At 31.5% G+C, this 17651-nt stretch carries 16 protein-coding genes and 1 pseudogene; 2 read left to right on the top strand and 15 right to left on the bottom strand.

The features are described from left to right. Positions 1 to 234: 234 nt before the first annotated feature. The 3 genes and pseudogenes from CLORY_RS20470 to CLORY_RS20460 all read right to left on the bottom strand — a co-directional run bounded on the left by CLORY_RS20470 (position 235) and on the right by CLORY_RS20460 (position 2553). Positions 235 to 1107, bottom strand: a pseudogene (locus CLORY_RS20470) (aminoglycoside 6-adenylyltransferase). 291 nt (positions 1108 to 1398) lie between these two features. Then, positions 1399 to 1929 (bottom strand): AAA family ATPase, encoded by a 531-nt coding sequence (locus tag CLORY_RS20465; RefSeq protein ID WP_079428037.1) that lies wholly within the window; start codon positions 1927 to 1929, stop codon positions 1399 to 1401. Positions 1930 to 2022: 93 nt separating this feature from the next. Continuing rightward, positions 2023 to 2553 carry a CHAP domain-containing protein gene (locus CLORY_RS20460; RefSeq protein ID WP_079428035.1) on the bottom strand — a complete coding sequence of 177 codons (531 nt, stop codon included), beginning with the start codon at positions 2551 to 2553 and terminating at the stop codon, positions 2023 to 2025. Positions 2554 to 3425: 872 nt separating this feature from the next. Between CLORY_RS20460 and CLORY_RS23110 the strand changes: the two genes are divergently transcribed. Then, positions 3426 to 3674, top strand: a complete 249-nt coding sequence (locus CLORY_RS23110) for a hypothetical protein (protein WP_139376112.1) — start codon at positions 3426 to 3428, stop codon at positions 3672 to 3674. Between the two features lie 5 nt (positions 3675 to 3679). On the opposite strand, the gene CLORY_RS20455 is transcribed toward CLORY_RS23110, so the two are convergent. From CLORY_RS20455 to CLORY_RS20430, 7 genes are all read right to left on the bottom strand, one after another. Further along, entirely contained in the window at positions 3680 to 4546 is an 867-nt protein-coding gene (locus CLORY_RS20455) for an Rpn family recombination-promoting nuclease/putative transposase (RefSeq protein WP_079428033.1), read from the bottom strand. Between the two features lie 357 nt (positions 4547 to 4903). After that, positions 4904 to 5311 (bottom strand): NUDIX domain-containing protein, encoded by a 408-nt coding sequence (locus CLORY_RS20450; RefSeq protein WP_169911698.1) that lies wholly within the window; start codon positions 5309 to 5311, stop codon positions 4904 to 4906. A 119-nt stretch (positions 5312 to 5430) separates the two neighbouring features. Further along, positions 5431 to 7281, bottom strand: coding sequence for an ABC transporter ATP-binding protein (locus CLORY_RS20445; RefSeq protein WP_079428029.1), 1851 nt, complete (start codon positions 7279 to 7281; stop codon positions 5431 to 5433). Continuing rightward, on the bottom strand, positions 7278 to 9119 hold the full coding sequence (locus CLORY_RS20440; RefSeq protein ID WP_079428027.1) for an ABC transporter ATP-binding protein: 1842 nt from the start codon (positions 9117 to 9119) through the stop codon (positions 7278 to 7280). The genes CLORY_RS20445 and CLORY_RS20440 overlap by 4 nt, the downstream gene beginning before the upstream one ends. Positions 9120 to 9142: 23 nt before the next feature. Then, positions 9143 to 9343: a hypothetical protein gene (locus tag CLORY_RS20435; RefSeq protein WP_139376111.1), complete on the bottom strand. Its 201-nt coding sequence runs from the start codon at positions 9341 to 9343 to the stop codon at positions 9143 to 9145. 39 nt (positions 9344 to 9382) lie between these two features. After that, a complete protein-coding gene (locus CLORY_RS23435; protein ID WP_169911697.1) occupies positions 9383 to 9523 on the bottom strand; it encodes a hypothetical protein in 141 nt (46 codons plus the stop codon). A 262-nt stretch (positions 9524 to 9785) separates the two neighbouring features. Then, positions 9786 to 10094, bottom strand: a complete 309-nt coding sequence (locus tag CLORY_RS20430) for a hypothetical protein (protein ID WP_079428022.1) — start codon at positions 10092 to 10094, stop codon at positions 9786 to 9788. 71 nt (positions 10095 to 10165) lie between these two features. Between CLORY_RS20430 and CLORY_RS20425 the strand changes: the two genes are divergently transcribed. Continuing rightward, positions 10166 to 10591, top strand: a complete 426-nt coding sequence (locus CLORY_RS20425) for a helix-turn-helix domain-containing protein (RefSeq protein WP_139376110.1) — start codon at positions 10166 to 10168, stop codon at positions 10589 to 10591. A gap of 403 nt (positions 10592 to 10994) precedes the next feature. Here CLORY_RS20425 and CLORY_RS20420 read toward each other — a convergent pair whose 3' ends face one another. The 5 genes from CLORY_RS20420 to CLORY_RS20400 all read right to left on the bottom strand — a co-directional run bounded on the left by CLORY_RS20420 (position 10995) and on the right by CLORY_RS20400 (position 17501). Next, complete coding sequence (locus CLORY_RS20420) at positions 10995 to 12182, bottom strand: DNA glycosylase AlkZ-like family protein (protein WP_169911696.1); 1188 nt, start codon at positions 12180 to 12182, stop codon at positions 10995 to 10997. Between the two features lie 2 nt (positions 12183 to 12184). After that, the gene (locus CLORY_RS20415) at positions 12185 to 13462 is read right to left on the bottom strand and encodes a metallopeptidase TldD-related protein (RefSeq protein WP_079428016.1); all 1278 of its coding nucleotides are present in this window, start codon (positions 13460 to 13462) and stop codon (positions 12185 to 12187) included. 89 nt (positions 13463 to 13551) lie between these two features. Beyond that, the gene (locus CLORY_RS20410; RefSeq protein ID WP_079428014.1) at positions 13552 to 14871 is read right to left on the bottom strand and encodes a TldD/PmbA family protein; all 1320 of its coding nucleotides are present in this window, start codon (positions 14869 to 14871) and stop codon (positions 13552 to 13554) included. Between the two features lie 10 nt (positions 14872 to 14881). Next, positions 14882 to 16147 carry a tetratricopeptide repeat protein gene (locus CLORY_RS20405; RefSeq protein ID WP_079428012.1) on the bottom strand — a complete coding sequence of 422 codons (1266 nt, stop codon included), beginning with the start codon at positions 16145 to 16147 and terminating at the stop codon, positions 14882 to 14884. Further along, positions 16140 to 17501: an aminotransferase family protein gene (locus CLORY_RS20400; RefSeq protein WP_079428010.1), complete on the bottom strand. Its 1362-nt coding sequence runs from the start codon at positions 17499 to 17501 to the stop codon at positions 16140 to 16142. The genes CLORY_RS20405 and CLORY_RS20400 overlap by 8 nt, the downstream gene beginning before the upstream one ends. Between the last annotated feature and the right edge of the window lie 150 nt (positions 17502 to 17651).

Here is a 17651-nt window from a genome sequence, read left to right as displayed (position 1 = left end):
TTTATACACTATCTATAAGACGTAATATTTTACAATTGCGATTTAATTATTATAAAAATTATATCATAACATCCATATATTTTCATTATTTTACAGAAATCGTAGAAATTTTTAACACTGCATTATTCAATTATCAAAGACCATCGTTCGTGTTTAAAGTATCAAAAGTTATGTCACATAATTTTCAGATTACGAAGTAACTTTACTCACATTATGAATATCTTATGTTACCTATTAATATATTTTTTCAGCATCTTTAGGTAATACGAAAACATCTTTTAAAAACTTCAAGCTGTTATTTGCCTCAACTTCGTTATATTTAACGTTCATAATAAAAGATACTTCTTTCGCCATATCATTGAATAGGTCACACATAATAAATACTGATTCCCAAATATCTTTTACAACTCCAGAAGGATAAGTTTTTAAAAATGTTTTCCATTTTCTCTCTTTTAACCACCTATACATATACTTTCCTTATTTTCCAATGCTGACTGTAAAATTCGTATCATATCCAATTTTCCATCCTAATAATAGTATTAACATCGGACGGACAGCATGATTTAGCATGTCCATTACATATGGTACTTCTTCTCTCCATAAACCTTTCGCAACATTATTAAGACACCACCAAAATTCATTACATGCATCCATGAATTGGCACTCTGTTGGTTTCTTTACCCAATGAGTTTCATCTGTTGCATCTGGTATATATGGTAAACACTTGTCTTTATCGAGTAGTATTTTACAAAGTTTATTATTTCTAATATCTTGAAATGCCTGTGTTAATGTACATATAGTTAAATCGAGACGATTTCCATCTGTAAACTGTATAAGCCAAGCATAGCAATTTTCTATATCACTTGGAAAAAGTGAATTACCTTCTGGATATTGCATATATAACCGTTCACCAAATTTGTCAATCCAACTCTTATTTTCACGAAAAGATTTTGTTTCCTTAACAACATATTCAATATCATAATCCTGAAAAATATCTTTTACAGCATTCGGGTTTGTTCTTGAACCATTCATAAAAACTGCACGAATCCTTTCATCTTCCTTTGCAATATTTAGAATCAAATCAAACATCTCTTGTTCTGTACGCATTTTACCCTCCGGATAATAAATAATCTTACTTTGCACTTTTCTACTATTACATCTTAACTTCAGGATAATTATAGTATATATTACATACATGACCATGACGTTTTAGTAAAATCACATTTGAGAGAAATTTTTGATCACCGCAATATTCATTTTTCAAATATCTTGTTCATTTTTGAAATTCATAAGTTAGTTCGCTAATTTTTCATTTTGCGTCGTAATAAAAGAAAAGCTGAATTGCTTAAATGACATATTACTCTTTTTTCATCAGATAAATTGGAATTTGTCGGTGAGTCATTCCTCAAGCATATTCAAATAATAGCTGTAAATCAAACCAAGAATCTCTTTCACAGGCAATGTCGCATTTATCTCCAATACTGGGCAAGTGAGCGAACATGCCTGCTGTTTTATATCCTTTGCAGAACGTGATACAACCATATCATGGAATCGTTTTTGAGATTCATACATATCTCCCCCCTCTAAAACTCTATTCCCAAAACAAGTTATTTCACGTTGTTTTATTCGTTCTAATCTCACTTGAAGTGGAGCATAAAGAAGAATCGCCAGTTTATATGTAGAAACAATCTCGGAACCCCAATTACACCCAAGAGATGAGAGTACATAGTTGTGATAGATTTTTATATCGTCAAGCATTAACTGCCTAACCTCTTCGTGAGTACGGCTTTTGGCATAAAGTATGTCAGAATCAAGAAAATAATAGTCTTCTACATCCATACGTCTATAGTCCAATAAGTCTGCAAGTTCGTGACAAATAGTTGATTTGCCACTCCCGTTCAGCCCCATAATAATTATTCCATTTAGCATATTAATAATCTCCCTAGAATTCTACAAATTCAAATTGACTAATTGCACAGTTTGCTCATAATCTTATTTATATATTAAAATTATAGGCTACAATTAGCTTTCTTGATAATACGAAAAATGATTAGGTATCCGAATATATGCACGGATGTGTTCATCTTTGTTTCGTTCGAGGATACGAGAAATATTGTCGTTGAAAGTGTTGCCTTCTGCTACAATAATTGTATTTGTCTTATTTTCAATAACAATGCCGATATGGTCATGCTCGAGGTTGATAAAAACTCTGTCATATAGGACAATATCTCCAGATTCGGGAATGAATTTCTCATCATTACCAACGTGATATTCTATTCTTTTATCACCTATGGCGAAATCTTCCCAGCCACCACAGCCAGCAAGGCTACATGATACACACTCAGCAGGGCTATATGGAAATAAAAAGCCAGCTCTCATACAGCAGTAATAAACGAAACCTGCACACCAATTTCTATCCGCTTTCTCCACACTCCATCTTGGAAACAAATGGACAATCGGTTGGATGTTTGATTCCTCATTTAGTAGAGTACCATGGAAAGGTCGCAATGCTTCTGTCTTTGCTATTTCTGCCAACTTAATCCTAGTGCACATAATAAACTCCTTTCTAAACCAGAAAAGTATATTTATTTGCTCAGTAAAGATTATATAAAGAATCTGAGCATCAAATTACTGTTTGTCTGTGTATTATCTAAATAATTTTAATTACATTTACGCTTCACATTAGGATAATTATAACATATTTCACATACATTCTCACACTGTTTGGGGTAGTTAAATATAGAACGTAAAATATAGAAACAGAAAAGCTCGCCAACATCCCCTTCCCAGAACATCAGCGAGCTTGCCTAACTACTTTCTACACAATCTTCTTCTTAAACATATCCCTAAGTCCAGCCTTCTCAATCCTCTCCTTAATCTTCTTAACATCCAGCGTGTATAGCCCAACTTTCTTCATATGCTCAAAATACTCCGCTCCAGCAAAAGTATACCTATTCCTCCTGCCTTCCTTCGTCTCTATTTTCTCATTTGCATAGGCAATAATATCACCAATAGCTATAGTTCTTGGAATTACCAGTGGGGAATGCCCTAAAACCTGTAAAACCGCATTAGTTCCCGTCAGAGAGCCGCTGGCAACAGCTTCAGCAGTCTTTCATCTTGTCCATATTTTTAGCTGAAGTTTATTATCTAAGGAAGTTATTACAATATTCCGACATACCTTGCAATAACTTGGCTGAGAGACTTAAGAATGCAAGAATGATGACCGGCATGTCCTAGGTAGAACTGGCAAAGAAGATTGGCATCAGTTGTTCTGTTTTAAATGAAGTTGAAGCTGGGTCTAGTGAAATATTACGAAAACTTACCTTATAGCAGTTAAAATATTGAATGCTTCAACAATCTTTTAACTGCTATAAGGTATTAGTTGAAGTTATTTCACTTATCAAGATAAGATATTAAGATCTACTTTGCTTAAGTTGCTAACTGTACTTGATAAGGATATTCTCTGCGATGATTATTATAGGTTTGTCCTTGAACAGGAAGAAAAGCTGAAACTGCTTGTTGAGAAATGTGGATTGAGAAAACTGGCTCGGATGATTGGAATTGGTGCTTCCAGTCTAGATCGTTGGAATAAGAACTTGATGATATCTACTTTTCTTTCAAATAGATATCATCAAAATAAATTCTATAGCCGCTTATATTTGAATTATCTATAACTATCTTAATTTATTAACGTATTTTTAAGTTCCAATATTTTCTTCTCTGAAAGTTCTGTTAATTCAATTATATCTTTAATCGAATCGCCCCTTTTAATCATCTTTTCTGCTATTTTTAGAGCTTTTTTATTTGCTCCTTTTTCCTCAGCCGACTTTATTCTTGTTAATTGATCACGAAGTTCTGCCTCTCTTGCTTCATATATAATTCTAGCCTTTTCATCCTTGCTTATTATTTGTAATAAATTATATGCCTTCTTTATACTTTCATTCTTTTTAGCAAGCATCTCCATCACTCCTTTCGATTTTCCATCTAAAAATTCCATCCACTGCACTATTGGATCATCCTCATTTATGTCTATATCATCATCCAAAAGTTTAGGTATCTCAAGAAAGTGCACCTCAAGTATATCTGTAAGTTTATGTCTTGTTTCATCTTCCATTAAGTGATAACTCGTATGAAGTTTTCTTAAAGGTGTGCATTTAAAATCTACTATGTTTATTGTTATACATTTTTTAAGCTGATCATAAGTATCTCCTGGTTTTACTTGAGCTGTGTACATTTTACTCCAGTAAAATAATGTTCTCTCTGGCATAAATTCTGTTGGAAGCACCTGAATTTCTATATCGATTTGATTTCCACTTACCGTTTTAGCTCTAACATCAAGAATTCCCTTCTTATCTTCCTTAAATTCTCTGAATAGCTCAGTATTTAATATTTCAATACCTGCAAATTCTCCTTCTGGTAACTTCAATACAGCACTTAAAAATGCTATTAGCAAATCTTTATTTTTATCATCTCCAAACAAAAGTTTAAATACAAAATCTATCTTAGGCGACATCACAAAATTATCATCAACTATTTTCTTAACCATTTAAGCACATCCTTTTGAATTGATATTATCTATGTTCTATAATATTATTTTATCAAAAACAATTTATATATTCTATATTTATGGAACATAATTTCCTGTTTAATAATTATATCTAAATATTGTTTTCACCTCCGCCTTTACCGTATTTTATTGTTAATTAAAAACACATCAGAATCCATTTATTTGAATGACCATTTGTTATTGCACTTATGACAAATGATAAATTTACCATCTTCAGTTACTTTCTTTTCTGGTTCTGTATTTCCACATTTAGGACATATGCTAATCATATCGTTTCCCCCTCGGCTGAATTACTTAAATAACTTATTACTCTTTTTTCATCAAATAAATTGGATTTTATACAATGAACTTTTTTGCTTCATTTAGTATTCTCTTTGAACTCTCAAATTGAAAAGCACTCATTGCTTCCTCATATGTCATTAAATAAGCACCTTCTAATTCCTCTTCTTGATAACATAGCTGCTGGTTATCATACTCTGCAACGAAATATATTATTCTTTTAATCACATCTTTCTTATTAGGAATTGGATGCTCATCAATTGTCCTAAACCCTACAAAAATTTGTGGCTTTATACCTATTTCTTCATATATCTCCCTTAATACAGTCTCTTTTTCAGTCTCATTTCCTTCAATATGCCCTTTTGGAAATCCATAAAATCCTTCTAATGATTTCACAATAACGAAATAAATATCATTGTCTTTGCGTGTAAATACTACCGCTCCACTTGATACTTCATATTGCATAACACGCATCCGTCAAATTGCTATTTATACTACTCAACCTCAAATCGGAATTTAAATACTAGATTCACTCTAACTCCTCCTTACACTCTATTAACAAATATGACATTCTTCCCATCAAATTATTGATAGTATTGTGCCTGGGCATTCCATAACTCATAATACTTTCCATTGCTGTCTTTCAGAAGATCATCATGTGTTCCACGCTGAATAATCTCCCCTTGATCAAACACGAATATTCTTTCACAGAATCTACATGACGAGAGTCTATGTGAAATAAATACAGCTGCTTTTTCACCAACAATCTGATTAAATTTTGTATAAATTTCTGATTCTGCTATCGGATCAAGTGCTGCAGTTGGCTCATCAAAAATAATGAATGGAGCATCCTTATAGAAAGCTCTTGCAATTGCAAGCTTTTGTTCTTCTCCGCCTGATATATCCATACCTTCAACATCTACATTCTTATATAGGTACTGTTCAAGCTTATTCGGTAAACTTTCAGCTTTCTCATTAAGGCCTGCCATCTTTAATGCATCCCATACTCTCTTTTCATCATAATGAACAGATGCTGCAACATTTTCGCCTATTGGGAATGCAAATATCTTAAAATCTTGAAATACGACAGAAAATAACTCAAGATATGCATCGCGGTTATAATCTTCGATCTTGATTCCATTCAAAGTAATATACCCTTCCTGAGGCTGGTAAAATCCACATAACAATTTAATCATTGTAGTTTTTCCAGAACCATTTACTCCAACAATAGCAGTCTGGCTGTTCGATGTTATCTTAAAAGATACATTATTCAATGCATATGCATCCGTAGAGGGATACTTAAAACTTACATTATGAAATTCGATTGTCCAGACGCTTTGTTCTTTTGGAATCATCTCGCCTTTTGAAGATATACTCGATAAATCGATATATTCATACAAAACTTTCAGATAATCATTGTTGCTGATGATCTGTGACATAGAGACAAAGAGATTCTGAATAGAAGAAATCAATATTACGATGGATGCGTAACTTTGTGATACATTACCTAAACTGATATATCCTTTTAGTGCTCTTAAACCAATTACAACATATGTAAGTCCTCCGATAAATGTTGATATGATTATATTGGAACCAAAATACAATTGTATCAGCCTGGATCTTCTAATTAAAATATTCATCCAGGGTTTACGTGCTTTATCTCTTATCTCATCAATAATTAGGTCTCTTTGGTTAAAAATACGTATATCTTTCGCTGCTTTATCATCTTCCATATAGTTAAAATGATAATAATCAATATAACGATTCGTGGCACAATTTTTGTAAAGACCAAATTCCTCCTTGCTTTCTTTTTTAGTATTCCTTACAGTTAATTTAATGCACCCGATAATAATTAAGATATATAATAAGCCAACTCCCAGTGAAGCAAAGTTATTGGTTTCTCCAGATGTTTTCATAAACACTCTTGCAATGATAATAACTGCAGTTATAAATGAGATACTATTTGTTACCAGACTTGTAATCAAGCCAACAACACTTGTAATACCTCCATTTATCATAAACATGGAGCCCACAATCTTGGAATGAAGCTCATTATATTTGGGATCTTCCATTTTAGCGTAATCTAAATTTAGCTTAATGTTATTTAGATATTTTTTAAATTCATGATTAAATAACGCATTCATGATATTTATCTTTTCTTGTAAAAATGCAGATAATATATTAAAAATCAGTGTGCCTACCGTTGTAATAAGAACGTAGCGGATTAATATCCCAGGATTTCTCTCTCCGGTTAATTCATCAATAATCAAAGCAGACATACAAATTGCGATATAAGGAGTTAATGCATCAATGAATGCTTTAATTACATTGAACTTTAAAATATTAGGCGATAGTTCTGAAATTATGGATAACGCTCGTTTTATCAAACTTATGTTCTCTGAAAAACTAACTTTTTCTCCTCTCTTTCTTTTCACTCTTCTACCCCCTCAGCATCGCTCTTATAGTACTGACTTTGTATTTCAAATAGTTCTTTATATTTGCCGGATAATTTCATTAATTCATCGTGTGTTCCGCTCTCTTTAATTGTTCCCTGATCTAACAGTATGATGTGGTCGCAGAATCTTGTAGACGAAAGTCTATGTGAAATATAAATTGCAGTACGATTTTTAGTTAAATCATTATATTTCAAATACATCTCCTGTTCTGCAATTGGATCTAGTGCAGCCGTTGGTTCATCCAGAATAATCAATGGAGCTTCTTTATATATCGCACGTGCCAGCATTAACTTCTGTGTTTCTCCACCAGATAAGTTAATTCCACCTTCAACCACAGAAGGCACCAATTCTGTGTCCATACCATTTGGTAACGATGTAATCTTTTCATCTAGTCCAGCCAATTTTACAGCCTCATGTAATTTTTCCTTGTCGATGCTGCTATCGTTGTTATATCCAATGTTCATTGCTATACTCATTGGAAGAAGGCACACATTCTGAAATGACGCACTAATCAACTTGTAATATTCATCTCGATTATACTCGCGTATATCAATTCCATTGAAGAGAATTCTACCTGATATCGGTTCTAACAATCCGCAAACCAACTTAATAAAAGTACTCTTTCCAGCACCGTTATTTCCGACAACTGCAAGTTTCTCACCTTTATTTATCGTTAAATTGATATGATTCAGTATGGTATGATTACTGCCCTCATATTGAAAACTGACGTCTTCAAATCTTATTTCACACAGAGCCTTCACATCTGGGATTTCAGTTCCCTTTTCTCTCTTCATATGGTCCTTTGTCTCAAGTAAATAGCGATAGTCATCCACAAGATAATTGGCATTGGATAAACCACTGATTCTTGATACAATTTGACTTAACCATTGCCCGAATCCAGTAATTGCACCAAAATAAAGTATAAAATCACCAATTGTCATATTGGAATGGAACATGCTCCATAACAAATAAAGATACGCCCCTCCATTACGGACAAATACCAATAAAACTTCGATCAGCTGCCGATTTATATACTTTCTCTGTACCCTCTTCTCTAATTCTTTAGATTCATCGATATACTTACTGGTGTTTTCATTAATCCAATTCATCATTTTATAAATTTTTATATCTTTAGCCATAAGTGAATTGCTGATATCATCTAACACATAACCAAGACGTCGATTCACAACTGCTCTCTCTTCCTTAATACTAATCTCCCATTTCTGTACTTTGATTGAAACAATTCCATCAATCAGATATGTAACAAGCAATATTAATATAACAATTGGATTTAACAATAAAATAACTGTACTAAATGAAATTAGCCCTAGCATGCTCTTCAAGAACTCTACAAGATTAATATAGTAGGATGCCATGTTAACGTACACGTTTCTGTTTATGGCACTATGTCCCTTTTCAATCTTCATTTTTCCCTCTTTTGACATTGCTATGCTATAATCCACGTCCAGAGTTTTCCAATCTTTTCCTATGTAAAACCGCATATTTAAAATTCGAATTGCTCCAATAATCACGCTTTGTTCTGAGAAAAAACTTGCATATTGGAAAATAATTAATACTACGGTTAAGATACCTATACGAAATAAAAATTCACTGCTGGAAATAGACTGGCCAATGGAATCTAATACTACTTTAGGAAAATAGATTCCTAATAATGAAACTATTAAATCTGATAAAATTCTTAGGATCCATACAAACACCTGTTTTTTCTCAAATGTCCATTGCTCCTTGAACATAAACCGAAAATTACTTAATATACCATGTGTTGCATTTTCCATATCTTGTTGTTTGACATTCATGAATATTCTCCTTAATATACATCTTATAGATCGTTATAATACTTATTTACAATTTTATTGATTGTAATATCAAAAATATCTAAATATCCTATTTCAAAATTGCTTCTTTGAATCATTTGTAACTCCGAACATGAACCTAATACGATATCAGCACCTGCTTCTTTTAAACATTTGATAGCATAATCCAGTTTCGATTTATTTTCTGCAATGATTCCAGATTTCACACCTCTCTCACCATAGATAATGTCTTCAAATATCATTTCTTAATTTATATCCAATAAATAAATTGGTGTAATATTCTTCTCCGATAGATACTTGTCCCATAATCCAACCTTCTGTGCCCCTCTGCTACAGATGATTCCTATTACATCTCTTTCACCGAACACTGTTGTATCTCTATCCATATACTTCTCACCCTTTCAACCCTGATATACTTCTAGCAAGCTCGCCTAGTCTCGCTAGCACCCCAAAGGTACAAATTCTTCCAAGTACAAGCAATATTATTCAAGTACCCCAAATGTACTTTAACTAATCTTATCCAAATACATTTTTATACTATTATAGCATATAATACATATATTTCACATTGTTTGCTATAATAATAAACACACAAAGCTCGCCAACATTCCTCTCTCAGGACATCAGCGAGCCTCTCACTTCTACTCTCTACACAATCTTTCTCTTAAACACATCCTTAAGTCCAGCCTTCTCTATCCGCTCCTCAATCTCCTTAACATCCAGCGTGTACAGTCCAGCTTCCTTCATATGTTCAAAATACTCTGCTCCAGCAAAAGTATATCTATTTCTCCTGCCTTCCTTAGTCTCCATCTTCTCATTTGCATAGGCTATAATATCACCGATTGCTGTTGTTCTTGGAAGTTGCAGTGGGGCATGCCCAAAAGCCTGGGAAGCCGCATTATATCCCGCTAGAGAGCCGCTAGCGACAGCTTCAGCATGCGTTCCAAATTGCGACAAATTTATAGATAATAAATACGAAAGCTTAATATGGACAAGATGAAATACTGACGCTTCAACAGTCTTTCATCTTGTCCATATTTTTAGCTGTAGTTTATTATCTAAGGAAGTTATTACAATTCGCTGATATGCCTTGTAATAACTTGGCTCAGAGACCTAAGAAGGCAAGAATGCTCACTGGCATGTCTCAAGTAGAACTGGCAAAGGAGGTTGGCATAAGTCGTTCTGTTTTAAATGAAGTTGAGGCTGGCTATCGAGATAAGATTTTAAGACCTACCTTATTAAAACTGCTAACTGTACTTGATAAGGATATTGTTTGCGATGATTATTATAGGTTTGTACTTGAACAGGAAGAAAAGCTGAAGTTGCTTGTTGAGAAATATGGATTGAGAAAACTGGCTAGGATGATTGGAGTTGATGCTTCCAGTTTGGAGCATTGGAAAAGGGGGGATTATCAGATTTCTAGAAAGTACTTTGAGAGGATTTTGGAACTGTGATTGTAATATTAAGCAAACCAGATTATAGCGATAATATTCTATAGTCTGATTTTATCATATACATTTTTGCGTTTCTGTACCAGATATTGTTCATCTATATTTTCAAGATATTTCATATTTATAATAAGTTCCGCTAAACAATTTAAATTAACAACATTAGCATAGCTTGGATTATTATAACTACCATAAGATAAAATAGTATAATTACCCTTACTCTAATATTTTTGAGTTACCATAATTAAAGGATTAGCTTTACTATAAATCCATTCAAATTTATAATTTATTCTATTTGTTTGCATTTCTTCAATATAATTAACTATTGGACTTATAACAATTTTACAATATTCTAATAACAAATCATCCCCATGAAATACTAATATTATTTTGTAATTTGAACACATGACTAAGCTAAATTAGTTAAACCATTTATCTGAGTGCATTTATTGAACTTCATAAAACGACTAATACAATCACAATAATTCTCTTTTATTCTAGAGTCAATTTCAACATCCTTTTCCATCCATATATTTTTAATAAATAAACTTTTCTCTTCTTTATTATGTATTAATTCAATTCTTCCAATAAACCCATCATTATATAATATAGGTAAAATATATGGCCCATATTGTCTTTTCAATGAAGGGGTATAAATCTCCCACTTATAATTAAAATCAAATAACATCTCTATTAACTTTCTATCCCATAATATCGAATCAAGTGGAGCGATAAATTCCATTCTAGCAGCCACATTCTTATTCCCATTTACAATTTGAACGAAAGTGGCTTCTGCTTCTTCTGGTATATACAACGGAAATTTTTCATCGCTTAAATGTATTTCTACAATTTTATTATTCTGTAATAAGTTATATATAGCATTATCTCGTTCATTAGCATTCATGTCTATGCCAATCCACGCATCCGATCCTCGATTCCATAATGCCCCTACTGCTACTATACGCATATATACTCGCCATTCTAAATACTCTTCTCTACTAAAAAAGGCATTTTGAGAGTCAAATGTTTCATTACTCAAATAATCTTTAGCATAAGCATAATATTTAATATTTCCTATTTTATGATGTACAACTAACTCTCCTTCTCTATGCATTAGTTCCAACACAACTCTAGAAATTTTAGTATCACCCCATCCCCAATCAGTTTTATATTCTGATTCTATATCTTTTGAACATACATACTTCTTTCTTTTTATTTTTTCATTAATATCATTTATTATTAATTCAGTATTTTTCATATTTTTATAATATTCTTTGAAATTTTTCTTTGCATACTGAAAATATTTCCAATTACTGCTCGGAATAATTGATAAATTTTTATCATAACAATCTATAAGTTGCTTCTGCTCATATAACAATTCTTCTAACATATTTTTTGAGTATTCAACAACTCTAGATTGCAAAACAATATCCGCGTTTTTACCACAAATATCTACTGGGTCATACTGAATACACCCAATATGCCTAATATATTGCAATACCCCATCCTTTCCTATATATTTTTTTTCCCCAACAAGTCCTTGCCACCAGAGTATATAATTACAAACAATGTTACGCGTAACCTTATAGTTAATCACTTTTATTCCTCCCAATCATCAAATAACTCACTGGAGAATTCAAGTGTTGGCGCTCCAGTTGTACTACTATGAAATGTAAGATTATTACCAGCATTTCTAAAACACTGTAGTAATTTGGATATTGATAAAGTCAGATTTTTCTTTCCATAATATTTATTATTTAGACTATTAACATATATATACTTGACACCTTTAAGTATTAGCGATTCATCGCTAATAAATTGTATATCTTCTATCTCATATATTGTAATAGAATTCAACATGAATTTCTTAATTTCAGTAACTGACGGTACGATTATAAAATTAGATGCTGAAGGTTTAGGATAGTCCTTATATGAATCTCTTGATACATTAACATCCTCAACATTATAAAATTTATTATATATGCAACCCTTATAAATCCCTTTTTCTATAATACCTCTTCGCGCTTGAATAAATCCAGCATCATCAAATGGTCTACTGCCTATGCACATATCAATCAATCCATTATCTTCTATATTCAAATTACTATTAGCTATCTTTGCATTTATAGGAATTTCAGAAAAATATGTTTCTGCAATTGAAATTTCTGTAAGAAGCTGAGCTGCAGAAAACGATGTAAAGAAAACTCTATTTACTTTTATTTTTTCCCCTCTTTTTAGTTCCTCAGCTGTTAAAAAAATTAATATATCTTCTGAAATAGAGTCTAAATCCACATCTGAATATTTTCTAGAAAAAATACTATTATGATATTCTCGTTCATTTACACCTACTACTGAAAATGTAAGTTGATATCGAGACCATTCATATGTATTATTAAACCCATTCATAGTCATTATTGCCGTCTTTCCTAATACTTGAGAATATTTTATAAATATATTTTTTATATCAATACTGTCTATATAATAATAGAATGTTTTATGTATACGTGCAAATTTCTCCTCAAATGTTTGGTCCTTAATCCCAGTATCAAATGTTTGAACTTGTATAAAATTACAGTGACTAGGACTGTTCCAAAATTCTCTTGAAGCGCAATAAATATCTGAATAAAATTTATCAATTATTATATTCACACCTCTATCAGATATATCTTGTGTAGAATGAAAAAATATTTTTCCATCCTCATTTTTTGCCCTAATTGCAATCGAGTTTTCATGTCCATCTTCTACTTGATTAGACATAAAATTGTACTCGTATTTTTCATATTTGTGCGTATCAATATAATAAATCTCTACATCTATAAATAAATCACACTCTGTTAGTTTTCTTATAATTTTTTTGGCAAAATCATACCATTCCATTTTTTATCTCCTGGATATATCTAAATTAATATTACTTTGAATGAATAAATGGCTGTGCACTGAAAATCTCATTCATTGGAATTTATTATCTAATAAAGTGTATGAATTCCATGTAGCAATACAGTTGGCTGCCCATATGCAATTGGAATACTCTGCCCATTTTTCATACAATAATCAGCTGATGATTTTAACATTAGATCATTGCCTATAGCCTCTATTGAATTTAAAACCTTATTAGTATTTCCATGCGCAATAAAAGGATTAAACTTGATTCGCTCTTCACCATTAATAATCATAGAAGAATCAAGTATTGCTATATTAAAATCACCACTGTTTGTATCTACACTACCATTTCCAATATCCTTAACTAGTAGTGCATCGTTCAAATTTGAAACAATAGAATTTCCATCATCATATCCATTATCAATTATTGTATTACTCATCCTAGGAAGTGTTTCAAACTGATACCCTCTTCTTCTTGCGTTGCCTGCTATGAATTTATTATTTTTACCTGCAGTTCTAGAATCATAAAGCAAATCAACTAATACGCCATTCTTTACTAAATACTTTTTTTGCGCTACATTTCCTTCATCATCAATTTTAAAAGACCCATTTAATCCTTTTATAGTAGGATCATCGTAAATGTTTAATAATTCTGATCCTATTTTACATCCAAGTTTACCATATAAAATCGAATTATTCGAAACATAGGAATCAGCTTCTATTGAATGTCCTATTGCTTCATGAAAAAATTTTGCACACCCTCGTGCAATGATAATATTTCTAAATTCTCTATTTATATCTTTTATGGGTAATCTATTATTATTGATTTCTGTTGTAAAATAGCCCCTAGAACGGCAAAAAAATGTTTTATGATACTCTTGAAAAGACCAAGTATGTGCGGTTTTGATAATTGATTCTCCTCGTCTCTCATAGCATATAATTTCTATAGTTGAAAAAGGTCTTATTGCTTTATGCCAGCTATACCCATTATCCATAATTGATAAATATTGTACCGAAAATCTACAATGTATCTCACAATTCATTACAAATTTATAACTTAAATAAATAGACTGAATACTTTTAATAAATTCTATCTCATTATAATCAAGGCATTCAAATTGATACATATAGTCTGGAAACTTTAAAATTTCGGTACCAGTATGTCTATTAGTTATATTTTTAAAATTAAAAATAGTATTTATGTTTTCTAAACTCATATGGTTAAAATATCTATAGTTTCTCTTTTCTCTAAATCCTAGTCCACACTCACAATCTGTTTTTTGATATATTTCCCCTGTTGGGGATAGGATTAAAATCTGACTTATATCTCTTTCAACATATATATTTTCAATTCTGTTTTCATACTGCCTTTGGTTATTAATTAAATAATCAACAATACTATCCATACTTTCCTCATCATTCTATAGAATCATTCACTAATTTTCTAAATTTATTCTGAATAGGCAAATTTAATATATCTCGTAATATTTTATTAGCCTCCTTAGTTTGATTTAATTCTTTAAGTGTGATTGCTTTCATATAAGAATATTTATAATTAATCTGCTGTAAATTTGTCGCTACTGTAAATTTATCAAGTGCTTTTTCTAAGTCTCTCAACATATAATATGCCATTCCCATATTATAATTAATATCAGAATACATATCATATTTGTCAATTTCTTTTTCATATAAATCTAATGCCTTCATTAGTCTTCCTGCGTTTAAATATAAAGTGCCAAGATCATTAATTGCCATATATAAATTAGGATTAACTGTTAGTGCACTCTTATAAAATCTTTCAGATTCATGATAATTATTTAATATTCTATATGTTAGGGCAATGTTATAATGTACTCCTGGAATCCAATTATATTGATTTAGCAAAGATAAAAACTCATAATTTGATTCTGTACATTCCCCACTTCTTAACAAATATAATGCACAATTATACCTTTTTCTAAATTCCATATTTAGTTCTGGATGAATTTGCGGTTCAGTAACTAATTGTATATCATATGAAGAATTACATTCTTTAAATAAATCCATAATATGTTGTTTGAAATCATAGGAAATAAACCCACCTTCAAAAGATATTGACAGAATTATAAAATCATACTTATCACTTACATGTTCATTGCATCTTTTTAAAATATCTCTTATTAGTTCATTTCTCATATTTTTCCTGTAAAACATAAAATAATCAGCATCAATATCTATAACAATAGACTCATAAATATTCCATTTAATATTCTCAAAGGAACAAAAATCCCATATAACACCGTTAATAATTGCAGTTGCAATTTTATTTTCATTATTAAAACCCTTCCAATTAAATTCCCAAACTCCCTCTCCATTACTCATAAAGCTTTCATACATAATTTCTTCAAGCTTTTCGTTAGATGGATCAAAATCCTGACGTACCCAAACTATTTTTGACGCTATGCCAGTTTCTATAACTATTGACAAATAACTACCTATATCATAATCCCCTTCAGCAGTCATATAAATTGAATCCTTTTCAATAAATGAGTCAAACTCTTTGCTCTTTTTTTTTGGCACTCCATAAAAATCAGAATGAGCATCTATGTGTATAATTGTTGAATTCATTACAGTATTCTTAATCCATTCTATAAATGCAGTTGAATGTCGTTGTACTACTTTTATTTTGATTTTTTTACTCATAAAACAATTCCTCTTTATTAGCAAAATAATAATCGGAGAATTTTTTTAATGCTGTCTTAATAGATTCAACAAGGATATTAATCTGATCAATAGTAATTACTAACGGAGGTCCAAGTAAAACCTGTGTTGTAACACGACATATGATTTTTTGATCCATTAAGTATCTTTTTACAATATTGGCAACTCTCTCTCCTCCAACAAGTCTCTTTTTAGTTTTCTTATCTTCAACCAATTCAATTGTTGCTAGCAATCCGTATACTCTTACTTCATCAACTATAGACAGCGAAGCAAGTTCTTGATTCAATTTTTTTTCTAAGTATCTTCCATTATCGAGTGCATTCTTCAACAGGTTCTCTTTCTCAATAATCGAAATGTTTTTTAATGCGACAGCACATGCGACTGGATGTCCACTGTATGTAAATCCATGAACAAATCCAGATTTACCCATTACTTCGGCTATTTTATCAGAACACATAACACCAGCAAGTGGAGAATAGCCGCTTGTCAATCCTTTTCCAATAACCATCAAGTCAGGTTCAATTCCCCAATTTTCAAGTGCAAACCATTTTCCTGTTCTTCCAAAGGCTGTTATAATTTCATCTGCAATGAGTAAAATGCCATACTTGTCACACAACCTACGTATTTCTTTCCAATACTCCTTAGGTGGAATGGCCGTTCCAACAGACATAGAAATTGGTTCAGCTATGAATGCCCCTATGCTTGCTGGGTTTTCTCTAACTATAACTCGTTCAGTTTCCTCAATACACTTCAATGCACAATGAGGGTATTTCATTCCAAACTCACAGTGATAGCAATATGGATGAGGTACGAATTTAACTCCCGGAAGAGATGGATTAAATAATTCTCTCCAATTATCAAATCCAGTTACACTCATAGCTCCCATAGTTGCTCCATGATACGAATATTTTCTTGCTAATATTTTATGTTTCTGATATCCAAGTTTTTGTAAACAATATTGTCTAACTATTTTTAGTGCAGACTCTACCGCCTCTGATCCTCCACAAGTAAAAAATACTTTTCTCAATCCATTTCTCGTAAGTTCACTTAATTTTTCTGACAGTAAAATTACTGATTCATTAAAATACCCTTCTTGCAAAAGATATGCTAATTTATTACTTTGCTTATATTGTTCATCTATGATTTCCTTATTTCCGTGTCCAACATTTACAACCCAAGCTCCAGACATTGCATCTATATACTTATTTCCATCTTCATCATAGAGATAAATACCCTTTCCATAATTAAATTCAATTGCACCTGTAGTATTAAGTAAATCCTCACTAACACCACCACATAAGATATGTTCAATTCTTTTTTGTTTGAATTCATTCATATATTTTCCCTCCAACACTTTTCGTTAGTGTAAAGTTTTTTACACTACTCTTTTAAAAATTTCTTTATATATCAAGGGTTGTAGAGTTTTTTTGTATAAAAAAACAATGACCCCCAATTTCATGTTATAATTGAAGTTCCTACGCCACAA

It is taken from the genome of Clostridium oryzae, assembly GCF_002029235.1.
GTDB classification, from domain to species: domain Bacteria; phylum Bacillota; class Clostridia; order Clostridiales; family Clostridiaceae; genus Clostridium_AE; species Clostridium_AE oryzae.
This window is presented reverse-complemented; position numbering and strand designations above follow the sequence as displayed.

Bases quoted from the DNA above. Each gene is read 5' to 3' on its own strand.
- CLORY_RS20465 (WP_079428037.1), bottom strand. From the start codon at position 1,929: ATGCTAAATGGAATAATTATTATGGGGCTGAACGGGAGTGGCAAATCA.
- CLORY_RS23435 (WP_169911697.1), bottom strand. From the start codon at position 9,523: ATGGATAGAGATACAACAGTGTTCGGTGAAAGAGATGTAATAGGAATC.
- CLORY_RS20415 (WP_079428016.1), bottom strand. From the start codon at position 13,462: ATGGAATGGTATGATTTTGCCAAAAAAATTATAAGAAAACTAACAGAG.
- CLORY_RS20450 (WP_169911698.1), bottom strand. From the start codon at position 5,311: ATGCAATATGAAGTATCAAGTGGAGCGGTAGTATTTACACGCAAAGAC.
- CLORY_RS20455 (WP_079428033.1), bottom strand. From the start codon at position 4,546: ATGGTTAAGAAAATAGTTGATGATAATTTTGTGATGTCGCCTAAGATA.
- CLORY_RS20460 (WP_079428035.1), bottom strand. From the start codon at position 2,553: ATGTGCACTAGGATTAAGTTGGCAGAAATAGCAAAGACAGAAGCATTG.
- CLORY_RS20440 (WP_079428027.1), bottom strand. From the start codon at position 9,119: ATGAATGTCAAACAACAAGATATGGAAAATGCAACACATGGTATATTA.
- CLORY_RS20405 (WP_079428012.1), bottom strand. From the start codon at position 16,147: ATGAGTAAAAAAATCAAAATAAAAGTAGTACAACGACATTCAACTGCA.
- CLORY_RS20410 (WP_079428014.1), bottom strand. From the start codon at position 14,871: ATGGATAGTATTGTTGATTATTTAATTAATAACCAAAGGCAGTATGAA.
- CLORY_RS20400 (WP_079428010.1), bottom strand. From the start codon at position 17,501: ATGAATGAATTCAAACAAAAAAGAATTGAACATATCTTATGTGGTGGT.